Here is a 21,675-nt window from a genome sequence, read left to right on the forward strand (position 1 = left end):
GCTGCCTCAGTGGTCGATGGCAGCCCCATCGTCGGGGTGGAACAGGCCCGGATGTCGCCGGGGTTCCCCAAAGCGTTGCTGGACTGCCTCTTCGTCCAGCTCGATACCCAGGCCCGGGCCGGTGGGCAGGGGTAGGTACCCGTCCACCACCCTGAAGGGCTCGCGCAAGTAGCCCTCCCCCAGGTGAATTTGCTCCTGGGCCAGGAAATTGGGGATGGCCGCATCCAGCTGCAGGCAGGCTGCCAGGGAGATGGGACCCAGGGGACAATGGGGGGCTACCGCGCCGTAGTAGGCTTCCGCCATGCCCGCGATAAGGCGCCCTTCCCAAATGCCGCCGGCGTGGGAAAGGTCGGGCTGCACAATGGAGGCGCCCCCTTTTTCCAGCAGTTCCCGAAAAGCCCATTTGGTAAAGAGCCGCTCTCCCGCGGCAATGGGGATGTGGGTCTTGCGGGCCAGATCCGCCATCACTTCCACGTTCTGGCACTGGACGATCTCTTCGTAGAACATGGGGCGGATAGGTTCCAGCGCCTTGATCAGCAGGCCTGCCGTCTGGGGGCTCACCGCGCCGTGAAAATCCACGGCGATATCGATCTCTGGCCCAACAGCCTCCCGCAGGGCGGACAGCCGCGCGACCACCCCGTCGATGAACCCGGGGGTCTCCACCACCCGGGCAGGCCGCGGTCCGTGGATGCCCGTCTTCAGGGCGGTGAAGCCCTGGGCCACCAGCTCCTGGCCATGACGGGCCAGCGCCTCGGGGGTTTCTCCCCGGCAATGGGCATAGACCCGGATGCGATCCCGCAGGGGCCCGCCCAGCAGTTTGTAGACCGGCACACCCGCGGCCTTCCCGGCCAGGTCCCAGAGGGCGTGCTCCACGCCGGAGAGCGCGCTGGTGAGGACCGGCCCGCCCCGGTAGAAGGCGTGTTTGTACATGGCCTGCCAGTGGTGCACAACCCGAGTGGGATCCTTGCCGATCAGGTAGGGTTCCAGCTCGTGGACCGCCTGCGCGACGGTATAGGCCCGGTTCTCCAGGGTAGGTTCGCCCAGGCCGATCAAGCCTTCGTCCGTGTGGACGCGCAAAATGACCCAGCGGGGTTCAACAATCCACGTTTCCAGTTGGGTGATTCGCATGGTGGCGCTCCGTGAGATGATGGCGTGGTGAAAGGGTGGAGAGCCGCCGGGTCCGCAGCGTCCCGTTTCCTGGCAGGAAGCTAAATCGCTCGACGCCCGGCCCAGGATCGGCCCAGGGCCCCAGCCATGGCCGCGTGCCACCGGGTCTGCGTGTCCGGTTGCCGGGCATGAAATTGGTAGCCCACGTTGCGCAGGGTGATCAGCCGCTGTGGCTGGGACGGATCTTCCTCCAGTTTACAGCGCAGACGCCGAATGGCCAATTCCACGATGTTTCCTCGACTGTCGGCAGGGGCATAGCCCCAGACCTCTTCTAACAGTTCAGCTTTGCTGACCGGCCGATGGGCGTGGCGCATCAGGTATGCCAGGAGCCGACATTCGGTTTCGGTGAGGGTCTGGGTATGGCCTGCCACGGTGACGGTGGATAGCTCCTCGTCCAGGGAGGTATCGCCCTGGACAAGCAGGTGCCGTGCGTGATGGGCAGGATTGCCCTGGAGGGTACGCCGGAGCAATGCTTCGATGCGGGCGTGGATTTCGCTAAAATGAAATGGCTTGGTGACATAGGCATCCGCGCCCATCTCCAGAGCACGGACAATGTCATCGGCCCGATTGAGTGCAGAAATAATCATGATGGGCACGCTGGAGAAGTGCCGCAGTCGAGTGCACAGCTCGAACCCGTCCACATCCGGCAGAAGCAGCTCAAACAAAACCAGGTCGAACTGTCGCTCCCGGACCAGCTCCAGGACGGCCTGACCACTGGTGGTGCTGACCACGTGGTAGCCCTGGCGCTGGAGGGATATGGAGAGGAGCCGGTTGAGGTTTATCTCGCTATCCGCCACCAGGATCTCCACCGGACGTTGGACCGTCCAGGGGACCGTGAGCCGATCTGAATACCGCAGTTGGGAGGTCGGGCGGTCGTCCTCCGCTGCGGAGATCACCGAGTGCTGTTCCATTGTGTTTCCTCCTCGGGTTTGTGTTGGATTGCAGGTGCAGCTCCGATCTGTTTGGTCCGACATACAAGTATACGCACCAGTATACCGGGCAAGCGTGACTGCTTCGTGACAATCGCCCACCGGTTCACTGACAGGAGAACCGGGCGCCATGTGTCCGCTGTTGTCCTTTTGTCCTTTGTCCTTTTGGACCAATTGACAAACATCGCCCCCCTATGTTAGCCTTGAGCCGACAGAATGGTCAGATCATTTTGCCGAAGGTCTGCCTCTGTCTGCCCGCACTCTCCCTGTTTGCAAACCTGTTTGCAAACAACGTCTCCCTCCGGCCCCAACCCCAGAAAATTCCGGCAGAAATTCGCCGGTGGGCCAGAGGCAGGGCTGCCGAATGGCTGCCGTGATGTTGACGCAGGCTTGCATGGGTTTCCTGGGAGAGGGGGGACCAGGCGGCAGCGCCGCCATGCCCGACGACCGTGATCTCCATGCCAAAACCAGACAGTCCGGAGCGGTAAATGGCCATGTCCCAACCTGCGCGTCCCAACCTCCTCTACATCCACACCGACCAACACAACCCGTTCGTGACCGGCTGTTACGGCGACCCCCTGGTGGAGACGCCCCACCTGGACCGACTGGCCGCCAGCGGTGCCCTCTTCCAGCATGTTTACTGTACTTCGCCCATCTGTGTGCCCTCTCGCATGTCCATGCTCACAGGCCGCCATCCGCATCAGAATCAGGTGTGGACCAACAACCACATCCTGGATTCGGGTATCCCCACCCTGGCCCATGCCATGGGCGCTGCCGGCTATCGCCCGGCCCTCATCGGCCGCATGCACGCGGTGGGGCCGGACCAGCTCCACGGCTATGTGGAACGGCTGGTGGGCGATCACAGCCCCAACCACATCGGCGGCAGCCCGGTGGACCGGGGGGCGCTGGATGGGACCGCCGGCCCGGAGCGCATCAGCCTGGTGCGATCTGGGGCCGGCCAGTCGGCCTACCAGGTCCACGATGAATATGTGGCCGCAGCCGCCGTCGATTACCTGAATCGTCTGGGCATCGAGAAGCGCTCCCGGGGACATCTGGAGCCGTTCAGCCTGTCCGTGGGCTTCATGTTGCCCCACCCGCCCTACGTGGCCCGTCGGGAGGACTTCGCCCGCTACGCGGACGCCATCACCCTGCCCCGCAAGCCCACCCCCTTTGATCAGGTGCAGCACCCCTACCTGCGTCGGTGGCGGGAACACACCGGCATCGTGGAGGTGAGCGAGGAGGAGATCCTGCGCGCCCGGGCCGCCTACTGGGGGTTGGTCCACCGGGTGGATGCGCTCATCGGCCAGATCCTGGCTGCCCTGGAGGCCAACGACCTGGCGGACAACACCCTCATCGTCTACACGTCGGACCACGGGGACATGCAGGGTGAGCATGGTCTCTGGTGGAAGCACGTCTTCTACGAGGAGTCGGTCTGCGTGCCCCTGATCATGGCCTGGCCCGGTGTGATCCCGGCAGGCCAGCGCTGCGACCGGGTCGTCAGCGCCCTGGATGTCACCGCCACCCTCCTGGACGCCCTGGATGCGCCCCCGTTGCCCCAGTCGCCCGGCCGTTCCCTCCTGGGGCTGGTCAGCGAGCTGCGGCCCACGCCCCAGTGGGAGGACGTGGCCTTTTCCGAGTACTGCGCCGACCAGTATGCCCCCGATGGCGAGACCTACCAGCGTATGATCCGCCTGGGCGACTGGAAGCTGATCTATTACCACGGCTACGAACCCCAGCTCTTCAACCTGGCCGAAGATCCCGGCGAAGAAGTGGACCGGGCTCAGGATCCCGCCTGTCGGGCCATCCGGGACGAACTGGTCGCCCGAGTGTTGGCCGACTGGGATCCCGACCGGATCGCCCAGATCATGGCGGCCAAACGGGCCGACAACGCCATCCTCCAGCGTTGGGCCCGACAGACCCATCCCCCGGACCAGTATCGCTGGCCCCTGCGGCCGGAGATGAACTACCTGGAGCCGAGCACCTGACCGCGCCCCGGGGTACGGGCATGGCTCCGTACACGGGATAAACGCGGTATCTATCTCCCATCCCTTTCAACCGTCGGGTGTCTGCCCCATGAAGGGACGCACCCCAACCGACTCATCTGCAGAGGAGGAAACCATGCAGAACCTGCGTATCCGCTTCCCCATGCTTGGCGCGTTGCTCCTGCTCTTGATCCTGGCTGTGGGCGCGTGCGCGCCGGCAACCCCTGCGGCTCAGGAGCCAGCCGCCGCACCGGGCGGCCAGGAGGAAGCCACGCCCGCCATGGCCGAGGGCGACGTCTTCACCTATTGGGGCGGCCTCATCTTTTCCGACGCGGCCAACCAGATGCTGGTGGATCGCATCGAGCAGTGGGGCCAGGAACGAGGCGTGGAAGTCGACGTGGTCATGATCAACCAGAACGAGACCGTGCAGCGGGTCTCCGCGGCCATCGAGGCCGGCACCATGCCCGACGCCCTGGACGTGGGCCGGGGGCACATGCTGCTCTTGAGCGAGAGCGGCCAGCTGGAGCCCCTGGACGACCTCTACGATGAGATCGGCGAGATGGTGGGCGGCTGGCTCCCCGCGGCCGACGAGGCCACCAACCCGGAGCGCTACGGCGGCCACCGCTATGGCATCCCCTTCAGCCTGGGCGGCAACGTCCTCTACCGCCGGGCCGACATCCTGGAGCCGGCCGGCTTCACCGAGCCCCCCGCCACCTGGATGGAACTGGCCGACATGGCCCGCCAGACCCAGAAGCCGCCGGAGTACTACGGCATGGGCTTCGCCCTCTCCAACGTGGGGGATGGCAACCTGACCACCACCATGCTCCACTCGTGGGGAGGACGGGTGGCCGACGATGCCGGTGAGAACTGCACCCTGGATTCCCAGGAGACTCGGGACTTCCTCCAGTGGATCACCGATGCCTACAACGAGGGCCTCTTCCCGCCTGGCGTGACCACCTGGGACGGCGCCGGTGACAACGTGGCCTACCAGTCCGGCAACGCCATCTTCATCGCCAACCCGGGCAGCGTCTACCTCTACATGCGGGACAACGACCCCGAGCTGGCCGCAGCCACCAAGTACTCCGCGCTCCCGGCCGGCCCCAAGATGCGGGTCTCGCCGGTGGACGCCAACGTGCGGGTCATTCCCACCTCCAGCAAGCACAAGGAGCTGGCCCGGGACCTGCTCAAGTATCTCTCCGAGCCGGAGTTCATGAAGGAGTACTACTACAACGCCATCTACGGTCCCTCGGCCGTCGCCTACCAGGACGCGCCCATCTTCCAGGAGAGTGAAGTCCACCAGGGGCTGTTGGACCTGGCCCTCAACGGCACCTTCGGCGCTTATCCGGATGTGGACAACCCGGCCTTCGCCGAGTATCAGACCAACTTCCTCACCCCCCGCATGATCCAGCGGGTGGTGGTGGACGGCCTGAGCGTGGACGAGGCCGTGCTGGAAACCCAGCAGGCCTGCCAGGATATTTACGACAAGTACAAGTGATGTCCGTCTGAACCGGCAGGGAGAGCGGACCTTCCCTCTCCCTGCCCACCTGACTGCCCATGACCAAAGAAATCGTATCCGATCTGAACAAAGCAGGCGCCGCGCGCCCGCGCCTTTCCATGGGGCAACGAACCAGCCTGATGGGCTATCTGCTGGTGGCGCCGGTGGTGATCTGCCTGTCCATCCTGGTGATCTACCCCTTCTTCTTCGCCATCTGGATCAGCTTCACGGACCGCATGGTGGGCCGGGAGGGCCACTTCATCGGCCTGGGCAACTACATCTACCTCCTCAACTGGGTGGATTTCCGGGCCACGGTGCGCAACACCATCGTGCTGGTGGGCTCGGTGCAGACCCTGAAATTGGTGTTGGGGTTGGGCATTGCCCTGCTCCTCAACCAGCCCATCCGGGGCCGACCCTTCTGGCGGGGGCTGATCCTGCTGCCCTGGGCCATGCCGGCCTTCGTCGCTTTCATCACCTGGAAGCTGCTCTTTGCCCCCCAGGGCGGCGCTTTCAACTACATCCTCATCAACACCGGCCTGGTCCAGAGCCACGTGGACTTCTTGAGCACCAAGGCCCTGGCCATGCCCAGCGTGATCACGGCCAGCTTCTGGCGGGGCTTCCCGTTTTGGGTGATCTCCTTCCTGGCCGCCCTTCAGAATGTGCCCCCGGAGCTCTACGAGGCCGCCGCCATCGACGGGGCCGGCGCCTGGCAGCGTTTCCGTCACGTCACCCTGCCGGGGATCCGCCATGTGGTGCTGGTGGTGGTGCTGCTATCTACCATCTGGACCACCAACAGCTTTGAGGCGGTGTGGCTGCTGACCCAGGGCGGTCCATCGAACGCGACCATGACCTTCCCGGTTCTGGCCTACTACGGGTTGCAGAGCCTACGCATCGGCGAAGCGGCCGCGGTCTCCGTCTCCATGCTGCCCGTCTTTGCCGTGCTGGCCTTTATCATCGCCAAATTGCTGCAGGAGGAGTAGCTGTGTTACACAAATTAAGCCCAGGACAGAAAATTCTGTACTATACCCTCCTGTGCCTGTTGGCCCTGATCATCCTGTTTCCCATTTACTACATGTTGTCCATTTCCCTGAAGTTGCCCCGGGATATTTACCGATCCCCGTCCCTGTTGCCCATCAACCCGACCCTGCAGAACTACATCGATCTCTTCACCAAAATGCGGTTCGGGATTAACATCCGCAACAGCTTCATCGTGGCCGGCTCGGCCACCTTGATCTCGGTCTTCATCAGCTGTCTGGCCGCCTATAGCCTGGTGCGCCTGCGCTATCGCTACCGGGACTGGATCGGCCGCCTGATCCTCTTCACCTACCTGACGCCGGCGGCGCTGCTCTTCATCCCGCTTTCGGTGATCATCGCCCGCCTCCAGTTGGGCAACACCCTCCATGGGCTCATCTTCGTCTACCTGACCTTTGCCGCACCCCTGAGCACCTGGCTGCTGATGGGGTACTTCCGCAGCATCCCGGTGGACCTGGAGGAGCAGGCCATGGTGGATGGGGCGACCCGTCTGGTTGCCCTTTTCCGGGTGGTATTGCCCCTGGCCGCGCCAGGGCTGATCGCGGTCAGCGTCTTCACCTTCACCGGCGCGTGGAACGAACTGCTGCTGGCCCTCATCTTCATCACTTCCCCGGAGAAGCAGACCGTGCCCGTCGCAGTCAGCTACCTGATCACCGGCGACGTCTTCCGCTGGGGCCTGATCATGGCTGGCTCCGTCTCCGCAGCAGTGCCGGTCATGGTCCTCTACTACCTGGGCCAGCGTTTCGTGGTCCAGGGCCTGGCCGCGGGCGCGGTGAAGGGCTAATTGGATCTAACGATAACAACGAAAAATCACAACCATTCACCCCCCTCATCCCCAACCCCTCACCCCCGGCTTTCCCGGGGGAGAGGGGAGAAGAGAACCGTTTGTGTTTGCGGCGCAGCACACCGCAAACACGCCATCATTCCCCCTTCCCCCCCGCGGGGGGGAAGGGGGTTAGGGGGATGGGGGATGAACAGTTAGGAAAAATCATAAGGAGAAGCCATATGCCTGATGTGGTTCGACTGGGTATTGTGGGCACGGGCAGCATCACCCTGCGGGGGCTGCTACCCCACCTGACCATGGAGGATGTGCAGGATCGGGTGCGGGTGACCGCGGTGTGTGACCCGGTGGTGGAGCGGGCCCAGGCTGCGGCGGCCAAATTCGGCGTGCCCGCCGCCTACGCCTCCATGGAGGAGATGCTGGAGGCCGGCGATGTGGATGCGGTGAGCATTGCGTCGCCCATCGGCTTCCATTTCCAGCAGGGGATGCTGGCTGTGGAGCACGGCGTCCATGTCCACTTCAACAAGACCATGACCACCACGGTGGACGAGGCCGATCAGCTGATTGCCCGGGCCGCCGAGAAGGGGGTCAAACTGGTCTCGTCGCCTGGCGAGATGCTGAACCCCCGGCTCCAGGCCATCAAGGCGCTCATCGACCAGGGCGCCCTGGGCACCCTCACCTGGGCAGTCACCGGTGCCACCTTCGGCCGCTACCATGAGAACGAGGCGCGAGTGCGCCACGGCACCGATCCCTTGAGCAACGTGAACCCAGCCTGGTACTTCCGTCGGCCAGGGGGCGGCCCCCTCTACGACATGACCGTCTACGGGCTCCACGCCATGACGGGCATCCTGGGGCCGGCCAAGCGGGTCACGGCCTTTTCCGGCGTGCGCATCCGCGAGCGGGAATTCCAGGGCCAGATGCTCCCCACAGACATGGACGACCAGACCCTGATGGTCCTGGACTTTGGGGATGCCTTTTTTGCCTTTGTCTATGGCGTGGCTGCCGGCGGGCTGCCCAACATGGGGCGCCCCCTCATCTTCGGCACTAGGGGCGTTATCAACGGCGATACCCTAAACGGAGAGCCCATCGACTTCCCAGGCCGGGAGATCGCCCAGCAGTACGGCTATACCGCCACCCTGCCCCATGTGGTGGGCAAGCACCGGGAGATGGAGGAGGCCCACGTTTACGAGGATGTGATGCAGCTGGTGGACTGGATCCGGGAGGATAAACCCACCGTGGCCACGGCGGAACATGCCCGCCACGTCATCGAGATCATCGACGCGGCCTATCGCTCCGCGGAGACCGGCCAGGCCCAGACCCTGCGCACCACGTTCTAAAATGTATGCACTGTGGTATCGGTTTCCGTAGGTGCGGACCGCCGTACCCGCCCGTTGTCACCAATTGCGAAAGAGTACCGGTTTGCTGTAGGGGCGGCTCCCAGCCGCCCGTTGTCGCCACACCCCGGCGGATGAAGGGATGGCGACGGCTGCGCAGCTACGAGCTGCGCCTACGAGGTGGCACCGGGCGGATGTCGATACCCCGTAGAGCCGGTCACCTCCGGCGGGCCGGAGGCCCGCCCTACGTCCAGTTGCGTCCAATCTGGGCTGTCGTAGGTGCGGTTTCTAACCGCACGAGGTCGCCAGTTCCGGGCGGGTGAAGGGGTGGCGACGGCTGCGCAGCTACGAGCTGCGCCTACGACGTGGCACCGATTTTCATTGGGCGGGCCCTCGGCCCGCCCAATGTCGTTCTGCTACTTCTTCCTTTACCGCTTTCTTTACCGTACCCGAAGGATGGCCCCCTCAGGAATCCGGTGGGGGTTGCGAATCTGAGGGTTCAGCCTCAAGAGCTGACGTACCGTGGTGCGGTACATCTGGGCGATCTCGCTCAGGGTTTCTCCCGCCTGAACCCGATGGAAGAGCTTGTGCTCGGGGGGCGGCGGCATCTCCACCCGGGGGATGCAGAGTCGCTGCCCCACAAAGATGCGGTGGGGATTGCGGATCCTGTTGATGCGCTGGAGCACTTCCACCGTGGTGCCAAACTTCCGGGCAATCTCCGACAGGGTGTCCCGATGGCGGACCACGTAAATCTGGGCACACTGGGCGCTCTTGCCCGGGTGGACCGGATGGAAGCGGTTCCCAGCGGGCGGTTTACTGCGGGCGCCGGCCGTCGGTGCTGCCAGGACGCTGGCCGGGAGCAGTGCCCCAATCAGGCTCAGGGTGAGAATGGTGGTGAGGAGGATGAGACGACTTCGGGAAAATATCCGCTGAAAGAGGGAACCAGGGAACAGGGAGCTTTTTGCCCACATAGGGATCTCCTTTGGAAAAGAAATGGTGCGCTGCGTTCCAGAGAATCAGAAAGGGAATCAGAAAGGGAAGGGAGCCATGTTATCGATGCCACCGGGCTGGTGTATACCAGTGCCGACTATTATACATGATTCGAGGGAAAAAAGATACGCTGAATTTTGCCGGCCCGCAGGTGGAAGCGGCGGGCCAGCGCATACGCCAGGATGCAGCCCAGCCCCAGCACCGGCGGCACCAGCAGCAGGTTCAACCCGACGGTCAGGCTGAAGCGGTCGGCCACCATGCCTGTGAGGGAAGCGCCCAGGCCACCGGGCAGCCAGCCCAACCCCATGAGCAGGCCCGAAGCTACGCCGGCCTGGCGGGGCCAGGCGTCCAGAGCCAGGGCGATGCTGGTGGGAAAGGTGGCGCCGATGGTGATGCCCACCACCGCCAGCCATACCAATTGCAGCACTCCCTGGGTGTTCAGGAACAGCCACAGAGCCGGCGCCATGGCCGCCAGGCTCAGCGCCACCACCTGCCAGAGGCCCAGACGGTCCCCGGCGGGCCCGCCCACAAAGCTGCCCACGCTGATGGCAAAAAGGAGCACCGAAAGGTAGCGCCCCCCCACCGCGACGCCACCTCCCGCCTGATCGATCCAGACGGGCAGGTAGGTGGTCAAGGCCACCTGAAACCAGGAGCGGAACATTACCGCCACCACCACCAGAATCAGCCCCAGCAGAAATCCATCGGCCGCGGCGTGCCCCCTGTCTGCGCCCTGCTTTTGCCGGGCGGACGGCGTCGGCCGCAGCAGCCGGTAGGCCAGGATGCCCGCCAGCAGGCCGATGGGCATGAGGGTGGCCGTTCCAGCCATCCCGAAGAGCCCCAGGGCTGTCGCCATCCACAGGGGGCTGAGGGCCGAGCCAATGTTGCCGCCTACGGAGAAAATCGACAGACCCGCCCCACGCCTGGGGCCGCTGTGGCTGGCTGCCAGCACAGCCGCGGCCGGGTGGAAGGCCGCAGAACCCAGCGCGCCCAGGGCGATGAGGAGCAGCAGGGATGGGTAGTTCCAGGCAAAGCCCACCAGCCCCATCACGACCCCGATCCAAATGATGCTGAGGCTGGCCATCCGCTCGGATCCCCAGCGGTCGCTGAGATAGCCGAAAAAGGGCTGGGCCAGGGTTGTGGCGGTGGTGGCCACCAGCGCAATGGTCCCCACCTGGGTGAAGTTCAACCCCATGTGGACCATGAGCAGCGGATAGAGGATGGGCAGGAAGTTGCTGCTGAATTCGATGGCCAGGTGGCCTAACGCGGCCATGATCAATCCGTTGGACAGGCGTGTCTGCATGCAGAGCCTCCATGGCGGGCTGGTTTTCGGCTGGCAGCTTTCCTGCTATTGTAGCAGCAGGGCCGTGGATCGCCCATGCTGGGCCAGGGGTGAAATCCGGCCAAAGTACCAATGGCCGGGATGACCGCCTCCGCTTTTGGATGGCGATCCCGGCTGTGTTAAAATTCACCCTTGTGAACACGTTGGTAGAGATCCTTGCCTCACCGGTCGGCCCGGCTGTCGTTCTTCTGGTCGGCGCCGTGGTCGAGTTGATCATAGGGCGCTGGGTGCGCCGGCCTGGCATACTGACCGGGTTGGCGTTGTTTTTTGTTGCTATTGCCACCTGGCTCTTCCTGGGCCTGCGCACAGAACCGGTGGTCCCGGTCTTCAGCCAGCCCTGGCAGCCACCCCTCCACAGCGGGACCAACCTGCTTTGGGTGGGTGACGGCTGGAACTGGTACATTTCCGGCCTGATTCTGCTCCTGGGCGGTGTGGGCATTCTGCTGGAGCTGAACAACGTTGGGAGCGTCCAGGGGCAGGGCCGACGTCGCCATCCTGCCCTGGCGGTCCATCTGGGTGTCTTGGCCGCCGGCCTGCTCTTCGTGGGCAGCGGCAACGTCCTCACCACCATGCTGACCTGGGTGGTGTTGGACCTCTTCATCCTGGTTCGGGGGACCCTTCAGCCCGAGGGCGACGACGGGGAGCGGCCGGGAGGCGCCTCGACCCAACAGGCCCGGGGCCTGAGCCTGTTGGGAGCGCTCCTGTTGCTCATCGGCCTGCTGCCTGCCGGCCCCCTGGGACCAGGACAGCCGCTCCAGGGGGGGAGCCTTCCCCCGGAAACCTTGCTGCTCATGTTCCTGGCCAGCCTGATCCGGGCCGGGATCTATCCGTTTCACCTCTGGCTGCTCTCGCCCGAGCGGCCTCAGCTGGATGTGGCCGAACGCCTGCTGGACCACATGATCCCGGTGTTGTGCGGCCTCTGGCTGCTGGGGTGGACCATGGACCTGGGGACCGAATTTTTCTTGCCCCAGGCCGACATTGTGGCCCTGTTGCTGCTTTCCCTGTTGGGGAGCGCCCTGGCCGCGTGGACGGCCCAGCAGCAGCCAGACCACACCACCCTGGTCCTGGTTACATCGGCCGGGCTGGCTGCCCTGGCCAGCGCGCTGGCCTACAACCGGGGGCCCGAAGGCCTGATCTGGCCCACCACGGCCTTTGCCCTGGGCGGCGCCCTCTGGCTGGTGGGTGACCAGGTGTGGCAGGCCTGGGGCTGGCAGATCCCCGTGAGCGTGGGCGCGCTGGCTCTGGTGGGCGTCCCCTTCACGCCCGGGTTTCTCACCCAGCCGGCCGTGGCCCGGCTCCTGATCCTGGGCGACTTCTTCTACCTGCTCCTCTTCGGCCTGTTTGTTGTCGCCCAGAGCATGCAGATTGCCGCCCTGCTCCAGAGCTGGAGCACGGCTCAGAAGGTAGAGCTGCCGACCCTGCAGCCAGGCGTCCTGGTGCGCCTTCTGGTGGCGGCCGTCCTCCTGGGCCTGGCGCTGGCCATCACCGGCTTCTTCCCGGAAACCATCGCCGGGCTGGCCAGTATGCCGGAAGCCATTCCGCCCACCCTGGGTAACCCACCCAACGTGGTGGCGGAGGTGCCTGTCTGGATCGCCCTGGGCCTGCCGCTGTTGCTGGGCATTGGCCTGGTGATGGTTCAGCCGGCCCTCTGGCGCATGCTGGGCCCCTGGCCGGAGCGGCTGAGCGTCCTGTCCCGGCTGGAATGGCTCTTTCAGATGGGTTGGTGGGGCGTTAACCGGGCCAGCGTGGCCTGGGGCACCGTGTTGAATGTGGTGGAAGGAGCCGGCTACGTGGGGTGGGTGCTGGTCTTTTTGTTGATGGGATACCTGCTCGTTCGGTGAGGCTCGGCAGGGGGCTGTCCACTGACGGGCATCCGACTGTGACCGGATTGACATGGAGAATTTTTTCACTTCCCTGGGTTTATGGACCGGCGACCTCAGCCTGTTGGCGGCTGGCCTGGCTGCAGCGCTGATTGTTCTCGTGTGGGATTGGCGCGCCAGCCTGGTGGGCCTGGTGGCCGTGGAGCTGGGCGTAGCCCTGGCGGCCATCCGGCATCTGAGCCTGCCGCTGCCCTGGGCCACCATCCAGGGCCTGGTGATCGTCCTGGCCTGCCTGATCCTGGCCCTGTCCATCCGGCAGGTGGCGGCCCATGCCTCCCTGTACCAGGCCGGCACCTGGATGCTGCGGGTGGGGGCCTTGCTGCTGGCCTTTTGGGCATGGCTTTCCCTGCGCCAATGGCTGTCGCTGCCCATGCTGGAAGGCGGCCTCATGGATCTCTTTATCTGGCTGGGGCTCTGCGTCCTGGTGTTGCTGGGCCTGAGCGACAACCCCTTTTACACCGGGGTGGGCCTGCTGCTCTGGTGCATCCCTGCCCAGGTGATCGTCTCCGCGCTGTTGGCCGTCCCCGCCTTGATCGCCATCATCGGCATCCTGGAGCTGCTGTTGGCCCTGGCCTGTAGCTACCTCATCCTGGCCGAGCGGCTTCCCGAAGAGTCCGAAAAGCTGGTCCTCACCGATATCGTGTTTCCCGAGCCGACGGCTCGCCGGGAGATGCCGACCCGCGGGTCAGCCAGGCGTCTGCCTCGCTGGCGTCGCCTGTTGGGCCAGTGGGGCCTGGCGGGGCGTGCCCGGGTCGGCCAGGAGGAGGACTCCCTGTTGATGCGGAGGCGCCCGTGAACCCGGCAGCGACGTCAGCCCTCAACCTGCCTGCCCTCCTGATCGGCAGCATGCTGGCCATGGCGGCCATCACTTATCTCTTTCGCACCTGGGAACGGGTAACCGCGCTGGTGGCCACCCTCTTTGTGGCCGGTTGGGCCCTGTGGCTCTGGCAGACAGACCTGAGCGCGCCCATCCGCACCTTGCCCCTGGTCCGGCAGCCGGTGGATCTGAGCGCCCCCTTGCAGCGCCTGGGCTTCACCTTCCGCCTGGAGCCCGGCGCCGTGCCCATTCTGGTGGCCAGTCTGTTGCTGGTGGCGGCGGCTTTCCTGCTGGCCGCCTGCATCAGCCAGGGGCACAGCTTTGTCCCCTTCACCCTGGTGCTCATGGCCGGGTACACCATGCTGGCCCTGCTGACCACGGGACCGCTGGCGCCGCCCTTGTTGGGCCCCCTGTTTCTGGTGGCCCTGAGCAGCGTGGGCATCTTCATCCTGCAGGCGGGCCGACTGGTCCGGCCGGATGGTCCCCTTCGTTCCCTGCTGCCGCCGGTCTTTGCCTTTCCCCTGTTTCTGGTGGCTGCCTGGTATGTGGAGCAGATCCCCCTCAACCCCCAGGACGACACGGCCGCACGCATGGCCGCCCAGTTGCTGGGCCTGGCCCTGGTGATCCTGCTGGCGCCTGCGCCCCTGCACGGCGCCCAGCCGGCCATTGCCCGCTCGGCGCCGCCGGTGGTGACCGCCCTGTTGACCCTGCTCTACCAGCTCGCCCTGTTGCACCTCCTCTACCGGGTGCTCAGCACCTTCCAGTTCGTCTCCCAGGAGGCGCCCCTGGGTCTGTGGCTCACGTGGGCGGGGCTGGCCACTGCGGTGTGGGGCGGCATCGCGGCCGCGGGCACCGATCATCCCGGCCGCCTGTGGGGCTATGCCGCGCTCCACGACTGGGGCCTGTTGCTGCTGGTGCTGGCCGTGCCCGGCATTCGAAGCTGGCCTCTGGTTCTCTTTCTGTTCGGCCTGCGCATTGTGAGCATGTTGACCACGGCTGTGGGGCTCTCTGCCCTGGAACAGCATGTGGGCGGACTGGACGCGTCCCGGCTCCAGGGAGCGGGCAGCCGGCTCCCCTGGAACAGCGCGGCCTTTTTGCTGGGCGGGCTGGGGCTGGCCGGCTTCCCCTTGAGCGCGGGCTTTACCGGCCATTGGGCAGCCCTGCAGATCCTGGCCGAAAATGACTGGCGGCCGGCGGCGCTGGTCTTGCTGGCCTCTGCCGGCGCCATCTTTGGCTTTGTACGCATGGCCTGGATCATCTACGGCCCCCTGGAAAACCGCTACCTGGTCCGGGAGCGTCCCCTGCAAATGGCCCTGGCCGCAGCCGTTCTGCTGCTGTCGGTGGGGTTGGCCGTCATGCCCCAGCTGATGGATGCACCCATTGCCCGGGCCCTGCTGGCCTTCAGCGGTTGACCCATGGCCAACGCCATTTCTACCCCTCGGAATCCCCATTTCCTGACCGCCCCGGCTGCTGACCACCCTGTCCTTTACGACCCTGGCAGTTTTTGAGAGCCGAGCTGTGGTACCCTGGCCCAAGAAAAGCCCGGCCTGGCCGGGCGTTGTGAATCTGTCACCAGAAGGGTAAGGCCCAATGACCGAGACCCAACCGACACCCCGCTCTTCTCGATTGAGCGGCTTTTACCAATTACCCATGGACGAGCGGCTGGCCCTGGTGGCCCGCTGGGCCGGGTTGACCCCCGAAGAGGTGGCCTGGCTGCAGGATGGCCTTTCCCTGGCCCAGGCCGACAAGATGGTGGAGAACGTGGTGGGGCGCTATGCCCTCCCCCTGGCCATCGGCGCCAACTTCACCATCAACGGCCGGGATATCCTGATCCCCATGGTCATCGAAGAGCCGTCGGTGGTGGCGGCGGTCAGCTACGCGGCCCGGCTGGCCCGACTGGGCGGCGGCTTCCGCACGGGCAGCACCGAGCCGGTGATGATCGGCCAGATCCAGCTCCTGGAGGTGCCCGACATGGAACGGGCCATGGCCGCCATCCAGGCGGATCGGGAGGAGTTGCTGGCGTTGGCCAACACCAGCGCCACCATCGCACGCCAGGGCGGCGGCCCGGTGGACATCCAGGCGCGCCCCCTGCCCGAAACCCCCGCCGGCCCCATGCTCATCGTCCACCTGCTCTTCGACACCCGGGATGCCATGGGCGCCAACGCCATCAACACCGCGGTGGAGACCCTGGCGCCCCGCCTGGAACGGATCACCGGCGGCCGGGCCCTGTTGCGCATCCTCAGCAACCTGTCGGACCAGCGCCGGGCCTGGGCCGAGGTGGCCATCCCCGCGTCGGCCTTCAGCTCCATGGACTTCAACGGGCTGGAGGTGATCCAGGGCATCGCCCAGGCCAATGCCTTCGCTGTGGCCGACCCCTACCGGGCCGCCACCCACAACAAGGGCATCCTCAACGGCATCGACGCGGTGGTCCTGGCTACGGGCAACGACTGGCGCGCGGTGGAGGCCGGCGCCCACGCCTACGCCGCCCGGGATGGCCGCTACCGGGCCCTGACCGAGTGGCGGGTGGTGGAAGACCTGGCCGGCGAGCTGCCTGAGCTCCACGCCTGGCGGGCGGCGGGGCAGGCTGCTGCCGGGGTCAACCATCCGCTGGACGAGCCTCACCTTTACGGCCGCCTGGAGATGCCCCTGGCCGTGGGCATTGTGGGCGGTGCCACCCGCGCCCACCCGACGGCCCGGGTCGCGCTCAAGATCCTGGGCGTCACTTCCGCGCGGGAGCTGGCGGAGGTGATGGCCGCGGTGGGGCTGGCCCAGAACCTGGCTGCGCTGCGGGCCCTGGCCACGGAAGGCATCCAGCGGGGACACATGGCCCTCCATGCCCGCCAGATCGCCGTTTCCGCCGGCGCCCAGGGCGCCCAGGTGGATCGTATCGCCGCCCGGCTGGTGCAGGAGGGGCAGATCCGGCTGGAGCGAGCTCGTGAATTGTTGCAAGGGGAGGATCAAGAAAATGTTTAAACAGCCATTGCGCCCGGTTGGCATCGTGGGCTACGGCGCCTACGTCCCCCGCTATCGCCTGCCGGGAAATGAGATCAGCCGGGTCTGGACGGGGGGGCACAGCGCCAGCCCGGTGCGGGAGAAGGCCGTGCCCGGCCTGGATGAGGACACGGCCACCATGAGCATCGAGGCGGCCCGCAATGCGCTGGCCCGTGCAGGCATCGACCCCCGCCAGATTCGGGCCGTCTGGGTGGGCAGCGAAAGCCACCCCTACGCGGTCAAGCCCACCGGCACCATCGTGGCCGAGGCCATCGGCGCCACCCCGGCCACCCTGGCCGCGGACTGGCAGTTCGCCTGCAAGGCGGGCACCGAGGCCATGCAGGCGGGCATCGGCTTTGTGGGCAGCGCCATGGCCGACTACGTGTTGAGCATCGGCATGGACACCGCCCAGGGGCGGCCTGGCGACGCGCTGGAGTACACGGCGGGCGCCGGCGGCGCTGCCTTCATCCTGGGGCCAGCGGAGGAAGCTGCCGCGGAGATCCTGCGTACCCTGAGCTACGTCTCCGACACCACGGACTTCTGGCGGCGGCCCACCACCCACTACCCCAGCCATGCGGAGCGCTTCAGTGGCGACCCCGGCTACTTTGGCCATGTGGTGCCCGCGGCCCAGCAGATGATGGCGGAGATGGGCACGGCTCCAGCCGACTACGACCACGTCATCTTCCATCAGCCCAACCGTAAATTCCCCATCCGGGCCATGGCCAGCCTGGGCTTCCAGGCGGCTCAGTGGGAAGCCGGGCTGCTGGTCAACGAGATCGGCAACACCTACGCGGGGTCGGCCCTCATCGGCCTCACCGCCGTGCTGGACGTGGCCCGACCGGGCCAGCGCATCCTGGTGGTGAGCTACGGAAGCGGCGCCGGATCCGATGCCATGGACCTGCGGGTGACCGACCGCATTCTGGAGATCCAGCAGGCCGCGCCCACCACCCGGGACTACATCCGCCGTCGGGTGCCCATCGACTACGCCCAGTATGTGCGCCTGCGCCGCAAGCTGGCCACCCATTGACCCACAGGTGCACAAGGCCCCGCACAAGCAGAACCGGCGCCCACATCCACAAGGGTGTGCCGGGGCGCCGGTTTATCCCACATTTATCCCACACGAATGTGGGATAAATGTGGGATAATGTGGGAAAAGGGCCACCCTATCCCACATAACCCACACATTTCCCACATGAGGTTCAGCCGTAGGCCATAATTTCCAACACCCGGACCAGGGCTGCCCGCCAATAGCCGGCCTCGTCCACGGGCAGGTAGATGGCCCGGCGGGCCACCCGGGCCATCTCGTCGGGCGGCACCTCTCCCTCCATCTGGCGGAGGCCCTGGCGCAGGCGATGCTGCAGGGCCTGGCGGTTCATGTTTTCCAGGGCGTCGCTGCGGATGACCAGTTGATCCAGCTCCCGCCCGATGTTCTGCACCCCCGCCCGAAGGGCCAGGATCTTGACCCGAATCTGGAAGAAGAGGTTTTCCACCTCCTCGGGGACGGACCCGGTGTTGGGGTCCGTGCCGAAGCGGTCGATCATCTCCTGGCGCATTTCGTCGATGCTCTCCAGGTGGGTCAGGCCTGCGATGCGTCGGTACATCTGGAGGCGCAGGGCCTCGTCCTCGATGTAATAGACGGGGATCTGGGCCTCGATGGGCAGATCCAGGGTGACCGGCGGGCTCAGGGGATCCTCCAGGTCGAAGGGCGCCTCCAGATCCAGCAAGGGGGGATGCGCCGTGGGCGCGCCGGGCGCGTGGCCGTCTGTCTCTGTGGCGGCCTGTTGGGCCTGTTCCGCCTGGTCGAAGAGGGCTTTGCGCCGTTTCGCCTCGTTGATGGCCTGGGCCAGGAGGCGGGTGTAGAGGTCGAAGCCCACGCTGCTGATGTGCCCATGCTGGCGAGCACCCAGCAGATCGCCGGCCCCCCGGATCTCCAGGTCGCGCATGGCGATGCGGAAGCCCGCGCCCAGCTCGTCGCTGCTCTCGATGATGGCCGACAGGCGGCGCCGGGCGTCGTAGCTCAGGGGCTTGTGCTTCTCGTAGAGAAGGTAGCAGTGGCCCCGTTGGGCGCCCCGACCCACCCGGCCCCGAAGCTGGTAGAGCTGGGCCAGGCCGAAATGGTCGGCCCGGTTGATGATGATGGTGTTGGCGTTGGGGATATCCAGGCCATTTTCGATGATGGTGGTGGCCACCAGCACATCGATCTCACCCTCGGCAAAACGGATCATCACCTCTTCCAGTTGTCGCTCGGCCATCTGGCCGTGGCCCACCTCCACCACCGCGTCGGGCACCAGGCGGCGGATGCGGTCGGCCAGCTGCTGGATGCCCCGCACCCGGTCATTCACCACGTAGACCTGGCCGTTGCGGTCGAGCTCCCGGCGGATGGCCTGGCGCACCAGGATGTCGTCGTATTCAGCCAGCACCGTGTGGATGGGCAGCCGCTCCTTGGGCGGCGTGTTGATGGTGCTCATGTCCCGGATGCCGCTCAGGCTCATGTGGAGCGTCCGGGGGATGGGGGTGGCGCTGAGGGTGAGCACATCGATCTTGGTGCGGAGCTGCTTGAGCTTCTCCTTCTGGACCACGCCGAAGCGCTGTTCCTCGTCCACGATGAGCAGGCCCAGGTCTTTGAACTCCAGGTCGTCGCTGAGCAGGCGGTGGGTGCCCACCACCAGGTCCACGGTGCCTTCGCGTAGTCCTCGGATGATGCGCTCCTGCTGGGCGGGGGTCCGGAAGCGGCTGAGCATCTCCACGTTGACCGGAAAGCGGGCCAGCCGCCGGCTAAGGGTGCGGTAGTGCTGTTGGGCCAGCACCGTGGTGGGCACCAGCATGGCCACCTGCTTGCCGTCGGTGATGGCCTTGAACGCGGCCCGCACGGCCACTTCGGTCTTGCCGTAGCCCACATCGCCGCAGATGAGCCGATCCATGGGGCGGGGGGCCTCCATATCCCGACGCACTGCCTCGATGGCCTCTAGCTGGTCGTCGGTCTCTTCGTAGGGGAAGCTGGCCGCCAACTCCTCCTGCCAGGGGCCATCCGGGCTGAAGGCGTAGCCCGGGGTGAGCTCCCGCTCGGCGTAGAGCTTCAGGAGGTCGTCGGCAATGTCGGCCACCGCCCGGCGGGTCCGCTCCTTGACCATCTGCCAGTCCGCGGTGCCCAGCCGGCTGATGGGCGGGACCTTTTCCCCCGTGCCCACGTACCGGCTCAGGCGGTCGGCCTGGTGCACGGGGACGTAGAGCTTGTCTCCCCGGGCGTAGCTCACCTGCAGGTACTCCCGCTGGACGCCATCCAGCTCCAGCTTGACCAGGCCGTCGTAGATGCCGATGCCGTGCTCCAGGTGGACCACCGGGTCGCCCGGTTTGACATCGGCGAAGAAGATCTCCGGCGCCACCTTGCTCTGGGGCTTGGAGCGGCGCCGCGCCTGGGGCTTGCTCCAGCCGAAGAGCTCGGTGTCGGTCAGGAAGTGGAGCTCGAAGCTGCCTTTGCCGTCGGGCGTGGGGACGCCCCGCATCACGAAGCCTTCCGGCCCGATGCCCTGGAGCAGGGCCAGGCTGCGGGGGGCCGGCGGGTGGCGCAGTTCGTGCTGGACGTGCACCGGCAGATCGGCGGCCTGGAGCAGCTCCTGCAGGCGGGCGGCCTGGCGGGTGGCCAGCACGGTGGCATGGCCCGCCTGCCGCCACTGGGCCACATCAGCGACGATCTGCCGGGTTTTGCCGCCGTAGCGGGGGCCGGGCGCGAAGCTGCGAGCCAGGGGCGTGTTGGCGCTGGTGCTGCGGCCGTGCAGGTCACCGTACCCCAGCAAGAGGTGCTGGCGGGCCAGAAGCTGTTCCCGGAGCTCCTCGCCGGTGAAGAAGCTGCTGGCGAAGCCCTGGGGCAGCTCCCCTGTGCGCAGGAGCTCCTCCCGCAGGGCCGCGGCCTGGCCCTCCAGCTCGTGGAGGGTGGCGAACAGGTCGGCTGCATCATCCACCACCAGCAGGCTGTCGGCGGGGAGATAATCCAGCAGGCTGGCGGGCCGGTCGTAGAGGTAGGGCAGGTACCACTCGATGCCGTGGAAGGCGTGGCCCTGGGCCAGGTGTTCCACCTCCAGGCGGATCTCCTCTCGCACGGCCAGGAGCAGGTGGGGGTCGGTCAGGGGGCTGCCGGCCGGGTCTACGTTCAGGTTCTCCTTGCTCTGGAGGCGGGTGCCCAGGCTGCCTTCCTGGACGCCCAGGCGAGCCAGCGCGGCCGGGCCGTACTTGCTGAGGGCTTCGCTGCCCGGCCCAATCTCGATGCTTTCCACCTGGCGGATGGTGCGCTGGGTGGCGGGGTCGAAGATGCGCAGGCTTTCCACTTCATCGCCGAACAGGTCGATGCGCACCGGGTGGGAGAGGTTGGGCGGCCAGATGTCCACGATGCCCCCCCGCCGGGCGAAGACGCCCGGCTCCTCCACCACTTCCGCCGGGTTGTAGCCGGTCTGGACCCAGTTCTGGGTCATCTGATCCAGGCGGACGACGCTGCCCACCTTCACCTGACGCAGGGCCAGGCGAAGCTCCCGGGCGGGGAGGGTCTTCTGCATCAGGGCGCGCGCGCTGGCCACCACGATGGGGCGAGGGCCGGCGGCGCGGCTCTGGAGGGCGGCCAGCGCGGTCAGCCGCTGTTGTCGGGTGGCGCTGCTCCAGGCGATACGCTCGTAGGGCAGGGCGTCCGGCTCGGCGAACAGGTGCAGGGAAGGGCCTCCCTCCTCCACGGGGGGCAGCCAGCTCTCCAGTTGGACCAGGAGCTGCTGGGCCATTTCACCCCGCGCGGTGAGGAAGACCACGGCCCTGGGCCTGTGGACGGCCAGCCCGGCCACCACGAAGGGGCGGGCCGCCTGGAGCAGGGCCTGGGGCTGGGTGTCGCCCTCTTCCAGGAGCTGGCGAAAGGCCGGCATCTGGCCAAGCAGGGTCAACAAACCGGTGAGTTTCATG

16 protein-coding genes are annotated in these 21,675 nt (G+C 66.3%); 10 read left to right on the forward strand and 6 right to left on the reverse strand.

Annotated elements, in window-relative coordinates; all coding sequences use genetic code 11:
• Positions 1 to 6 precede the first annotated feature (6 nt).
• From dgoD to FKZ61_RS03850, 3 genes are all read right to left on the reverse strand, one after another.
• Entirely contained in the window at positions 7 to 1,128 is a 1,122-nt protein-coding gene (gene dgoD, locus FKZ61_RS03840; protein ID WP_141608756.1) for a galactonate dehydratase, read from the reverse strand.
• Between the two features lie 80 nt (positions 1,129 to 1,208).
• Positions 1,209 to 2,078: a response regulator transcription factor gene (locus tag FKZ61_RS03845; protein ID WP_170199206.1), complete on the reverse strand. Its 870-nt coding sequence runs from the start codon at positions 2,076 to 2,078 to the stop codon at positions 1,209 to 1,211.
• A 238-nt stretch (positions 2,079 to 2,316) separates the two neighbouring features.
• Positions 2,317 to 2,592 (reverse strand): hypothetical protein, encoded by a 276-nt coding sequence (locus tag FKZ61_RS03850; RefSeq protein ID WP_141608758.1) that lies wholly within the window; start codon positions 2,590 to 2,592, stop codon positions 2,317 to 2,319.
• Here FKZ61_RS03850 and FKZ61_RS03855 point away from each other — a divergent pair.
• The 5 genes from FKZ61_RS03855 to FKZ61_RS03875 all read left to right on the forward strand — a co-directional run bounded on the left by FKZ61_RS03855 (position 2,591) and on the right by FKZ61_RS03875 (position 8,723).
• Positions 2,591 to 4,081: a sulfatase-like hydrolase/transferase gene (locus FKZ61_RS03855; protein ID WP_170199208.1), complete on the forward strand. Its 1,491-nt coding sequence runs from the start codon at positions 2,591 to 2,593 to the stop codon at positions 4,079 to 4,081. The two genes, FKZ61_RS03850 and FKZ61_RS03855, sit on opposite strands and share 2 nt — an antisense overlap.
• 133 nt (positions 4,082 to 4,214) lie before the next feature.
• Positions 4,215 to 5,573, forward strand: a complete 1,359-nt coding sequence (locus FKZ61_RS03860; protein WP_170199210.1) for an ABC transporter substrate-binding protein — start codon at positions 4,215 to 4,217, stop codon at positions 5,571 to 5,573.
• 59 nt (positions 5,574 to 5,632) lie between these two features.
• Positions 5,633 to 6,553 carry a carbohydrate ABC transporter permease gene (locus FKZ61_RS03865; protein WP_141608761.1) on the forward strand — a complete coding sequence of 307 codons (921 nt, stop codon included), beginning with the start codon at positions 5,633 to 5,635 and terminating at the stop codon, positions 6,551 to 6,553.
• A gap of 2 nt (positions 6,554 to 6,555) precedes the next feature.
• Positions 6,556 to 7,389 carry a carbohydrate ABC transporter permease gene (locus FKZ61_RS03870; protein ID WP_141608762.1) on the forward strand — a complete coding sequence of 278 codons (834 nt, stop codon included), beginning with the start codon at positions 6,556 to 6,558 and terminating at the stop codon, positions 7,387 to 7,389.
• A 221-nt stretch (positions 7,390 to 7,610) separates the two neighbouring features.
• A complete protein-coding gene (locus FKZ61_RS03875) occupies positions 7,611 to 8,723 on the forward strand; it encodes a Gfo/Idh/MocA family protein (protein WP_141608763.1) in 1,113 nt (370 codons plus the stop codon).
• Between the two features lie 437 nt (positions 8,724 to 9,160).
• Here the strand turns inward: FKZ61_RS03875 and FKZ61_RS03880 are convergent, their stop codons facing one another.
• Positions 9,161 to 9,691, reverse strand: coding sequence for a LysM peptidoglycan-binding domain-containing protein (locus FKZ61_RS03880; protein WP_141608764.1), 531 nt, complete (start codon positions 9,689 to 9,691; stop codon positions 9,161 to 9,163).
• Between the two features lie 119 nt (positions 9,692 to 9,810).
• A complete protein-coding gene (locus tag FKZ61_RS03885) occupies positions 9,811 to 11,010 on the reverse strand; it encodes an MFS transporter (RefSeq protein WP_141608765.1) in 1,200 nt (399 codons plus the stop codon).
• A 239-nt stretch (positions 11,011 to 11,249) separates the two neighbouring features.
• Here FKZ61_RS03885 and FKZ61_RS03890 point away from each other — a divergent pair, with 239 nt between their 5' ends.
• From FKZ61_RS03890 to FKZ61_RS03910, 5 genes are all read left to right on the forward strand, one after another.
• The gene (locus FKZ61_RS03890; protein WP_141608766.1) at positions 11,250 to 12,890 is read left to right on the forward strand and encodes a hypothetical protein; all 1,641 of its coding nucleotides are present in this window, start codon (positions 11,250 to 11,252) and stop codon (positions 12,888 to 12,890) included.
• Between the two features lie 52 nt (positions 12,891 to 12,942).
• Entirely contained in the window at positions 12,943 to 13,725 is a 783-nt protein-coding gene (locus tag FKZ61_RS03895; RefSeq protein ID WP_141608767.1) for a hypothetical protein, read from the forward strand.
• Entirely contained in the window at positions 13,722 to 15,158 is a 1,437-nt protein-coding gene (locus tag FKZ61_RS24225) for a proton-conducting transporter transmembrane domain-containing protein (protein ID WP_141608768.1), read from the forward strand. Before FKZ61_RS03895 ends, FKZ61_RS24225 begins: the two co-directional genes overlap by 4 nt.
• A gap of 178 nt (positions 15,159 to 15,336) precedes the next feature.
• Positions 15,337 to 16,719, forward strand: a complete 1,383-nt coding sequence (locus FKZ61_RS03905; RefSeq protein ID WP_141608769.1) for a hydroxymethylglutaryl-CoA reductase, degradative — start codon at positions 15,337 to 15,339, stop codon at positions 16,717 to 16,719.
• Positions 16,703 to 17,764, forward strand: a complete 1,062-nt coding sequence (locus FKZ61_RS03910) for a hydroxymethylglutaryl-CoA synthase (RefSeq protein ID WP_141608875.1) — start codon at positions 16,703 to 16,705, stop codon at positions 17,762 to 17,764. The genes FKZ61_RS03905 and FKZ61_RS03910 overlap by 17 nt, the downstream gene beginning before the upstream one ends.
• 172 nt (positions 17,765 to 17,936) lie before the next feature.
• On the opposite strand, the gene mfd is transcribed toward FKZ61_RS03910, so the two are convergent.
• Positions 17,937 to 21,659, reverse strand: a complete 3,723-nt coding sequence (mfd, locus tag FKZ61_RS03915) for a transcription-repair coupling factor (RefSeq protein WP_268251868.1) — start codon at positions 21,657 to 21,659, stop codon at positions 17,937 to 17,939.
• Positions 21,660 to 21,675: the final 16 nt, after the last annotated feature.

The organism is Litorilinea aerophila, from assembly GCF_006569185.2.
GTDB lineage: Bacteria > Chloroflexota > Anaerolineae > Caldilineales > Caldilineaceae > Litorilinea > Litorilinea aerophila.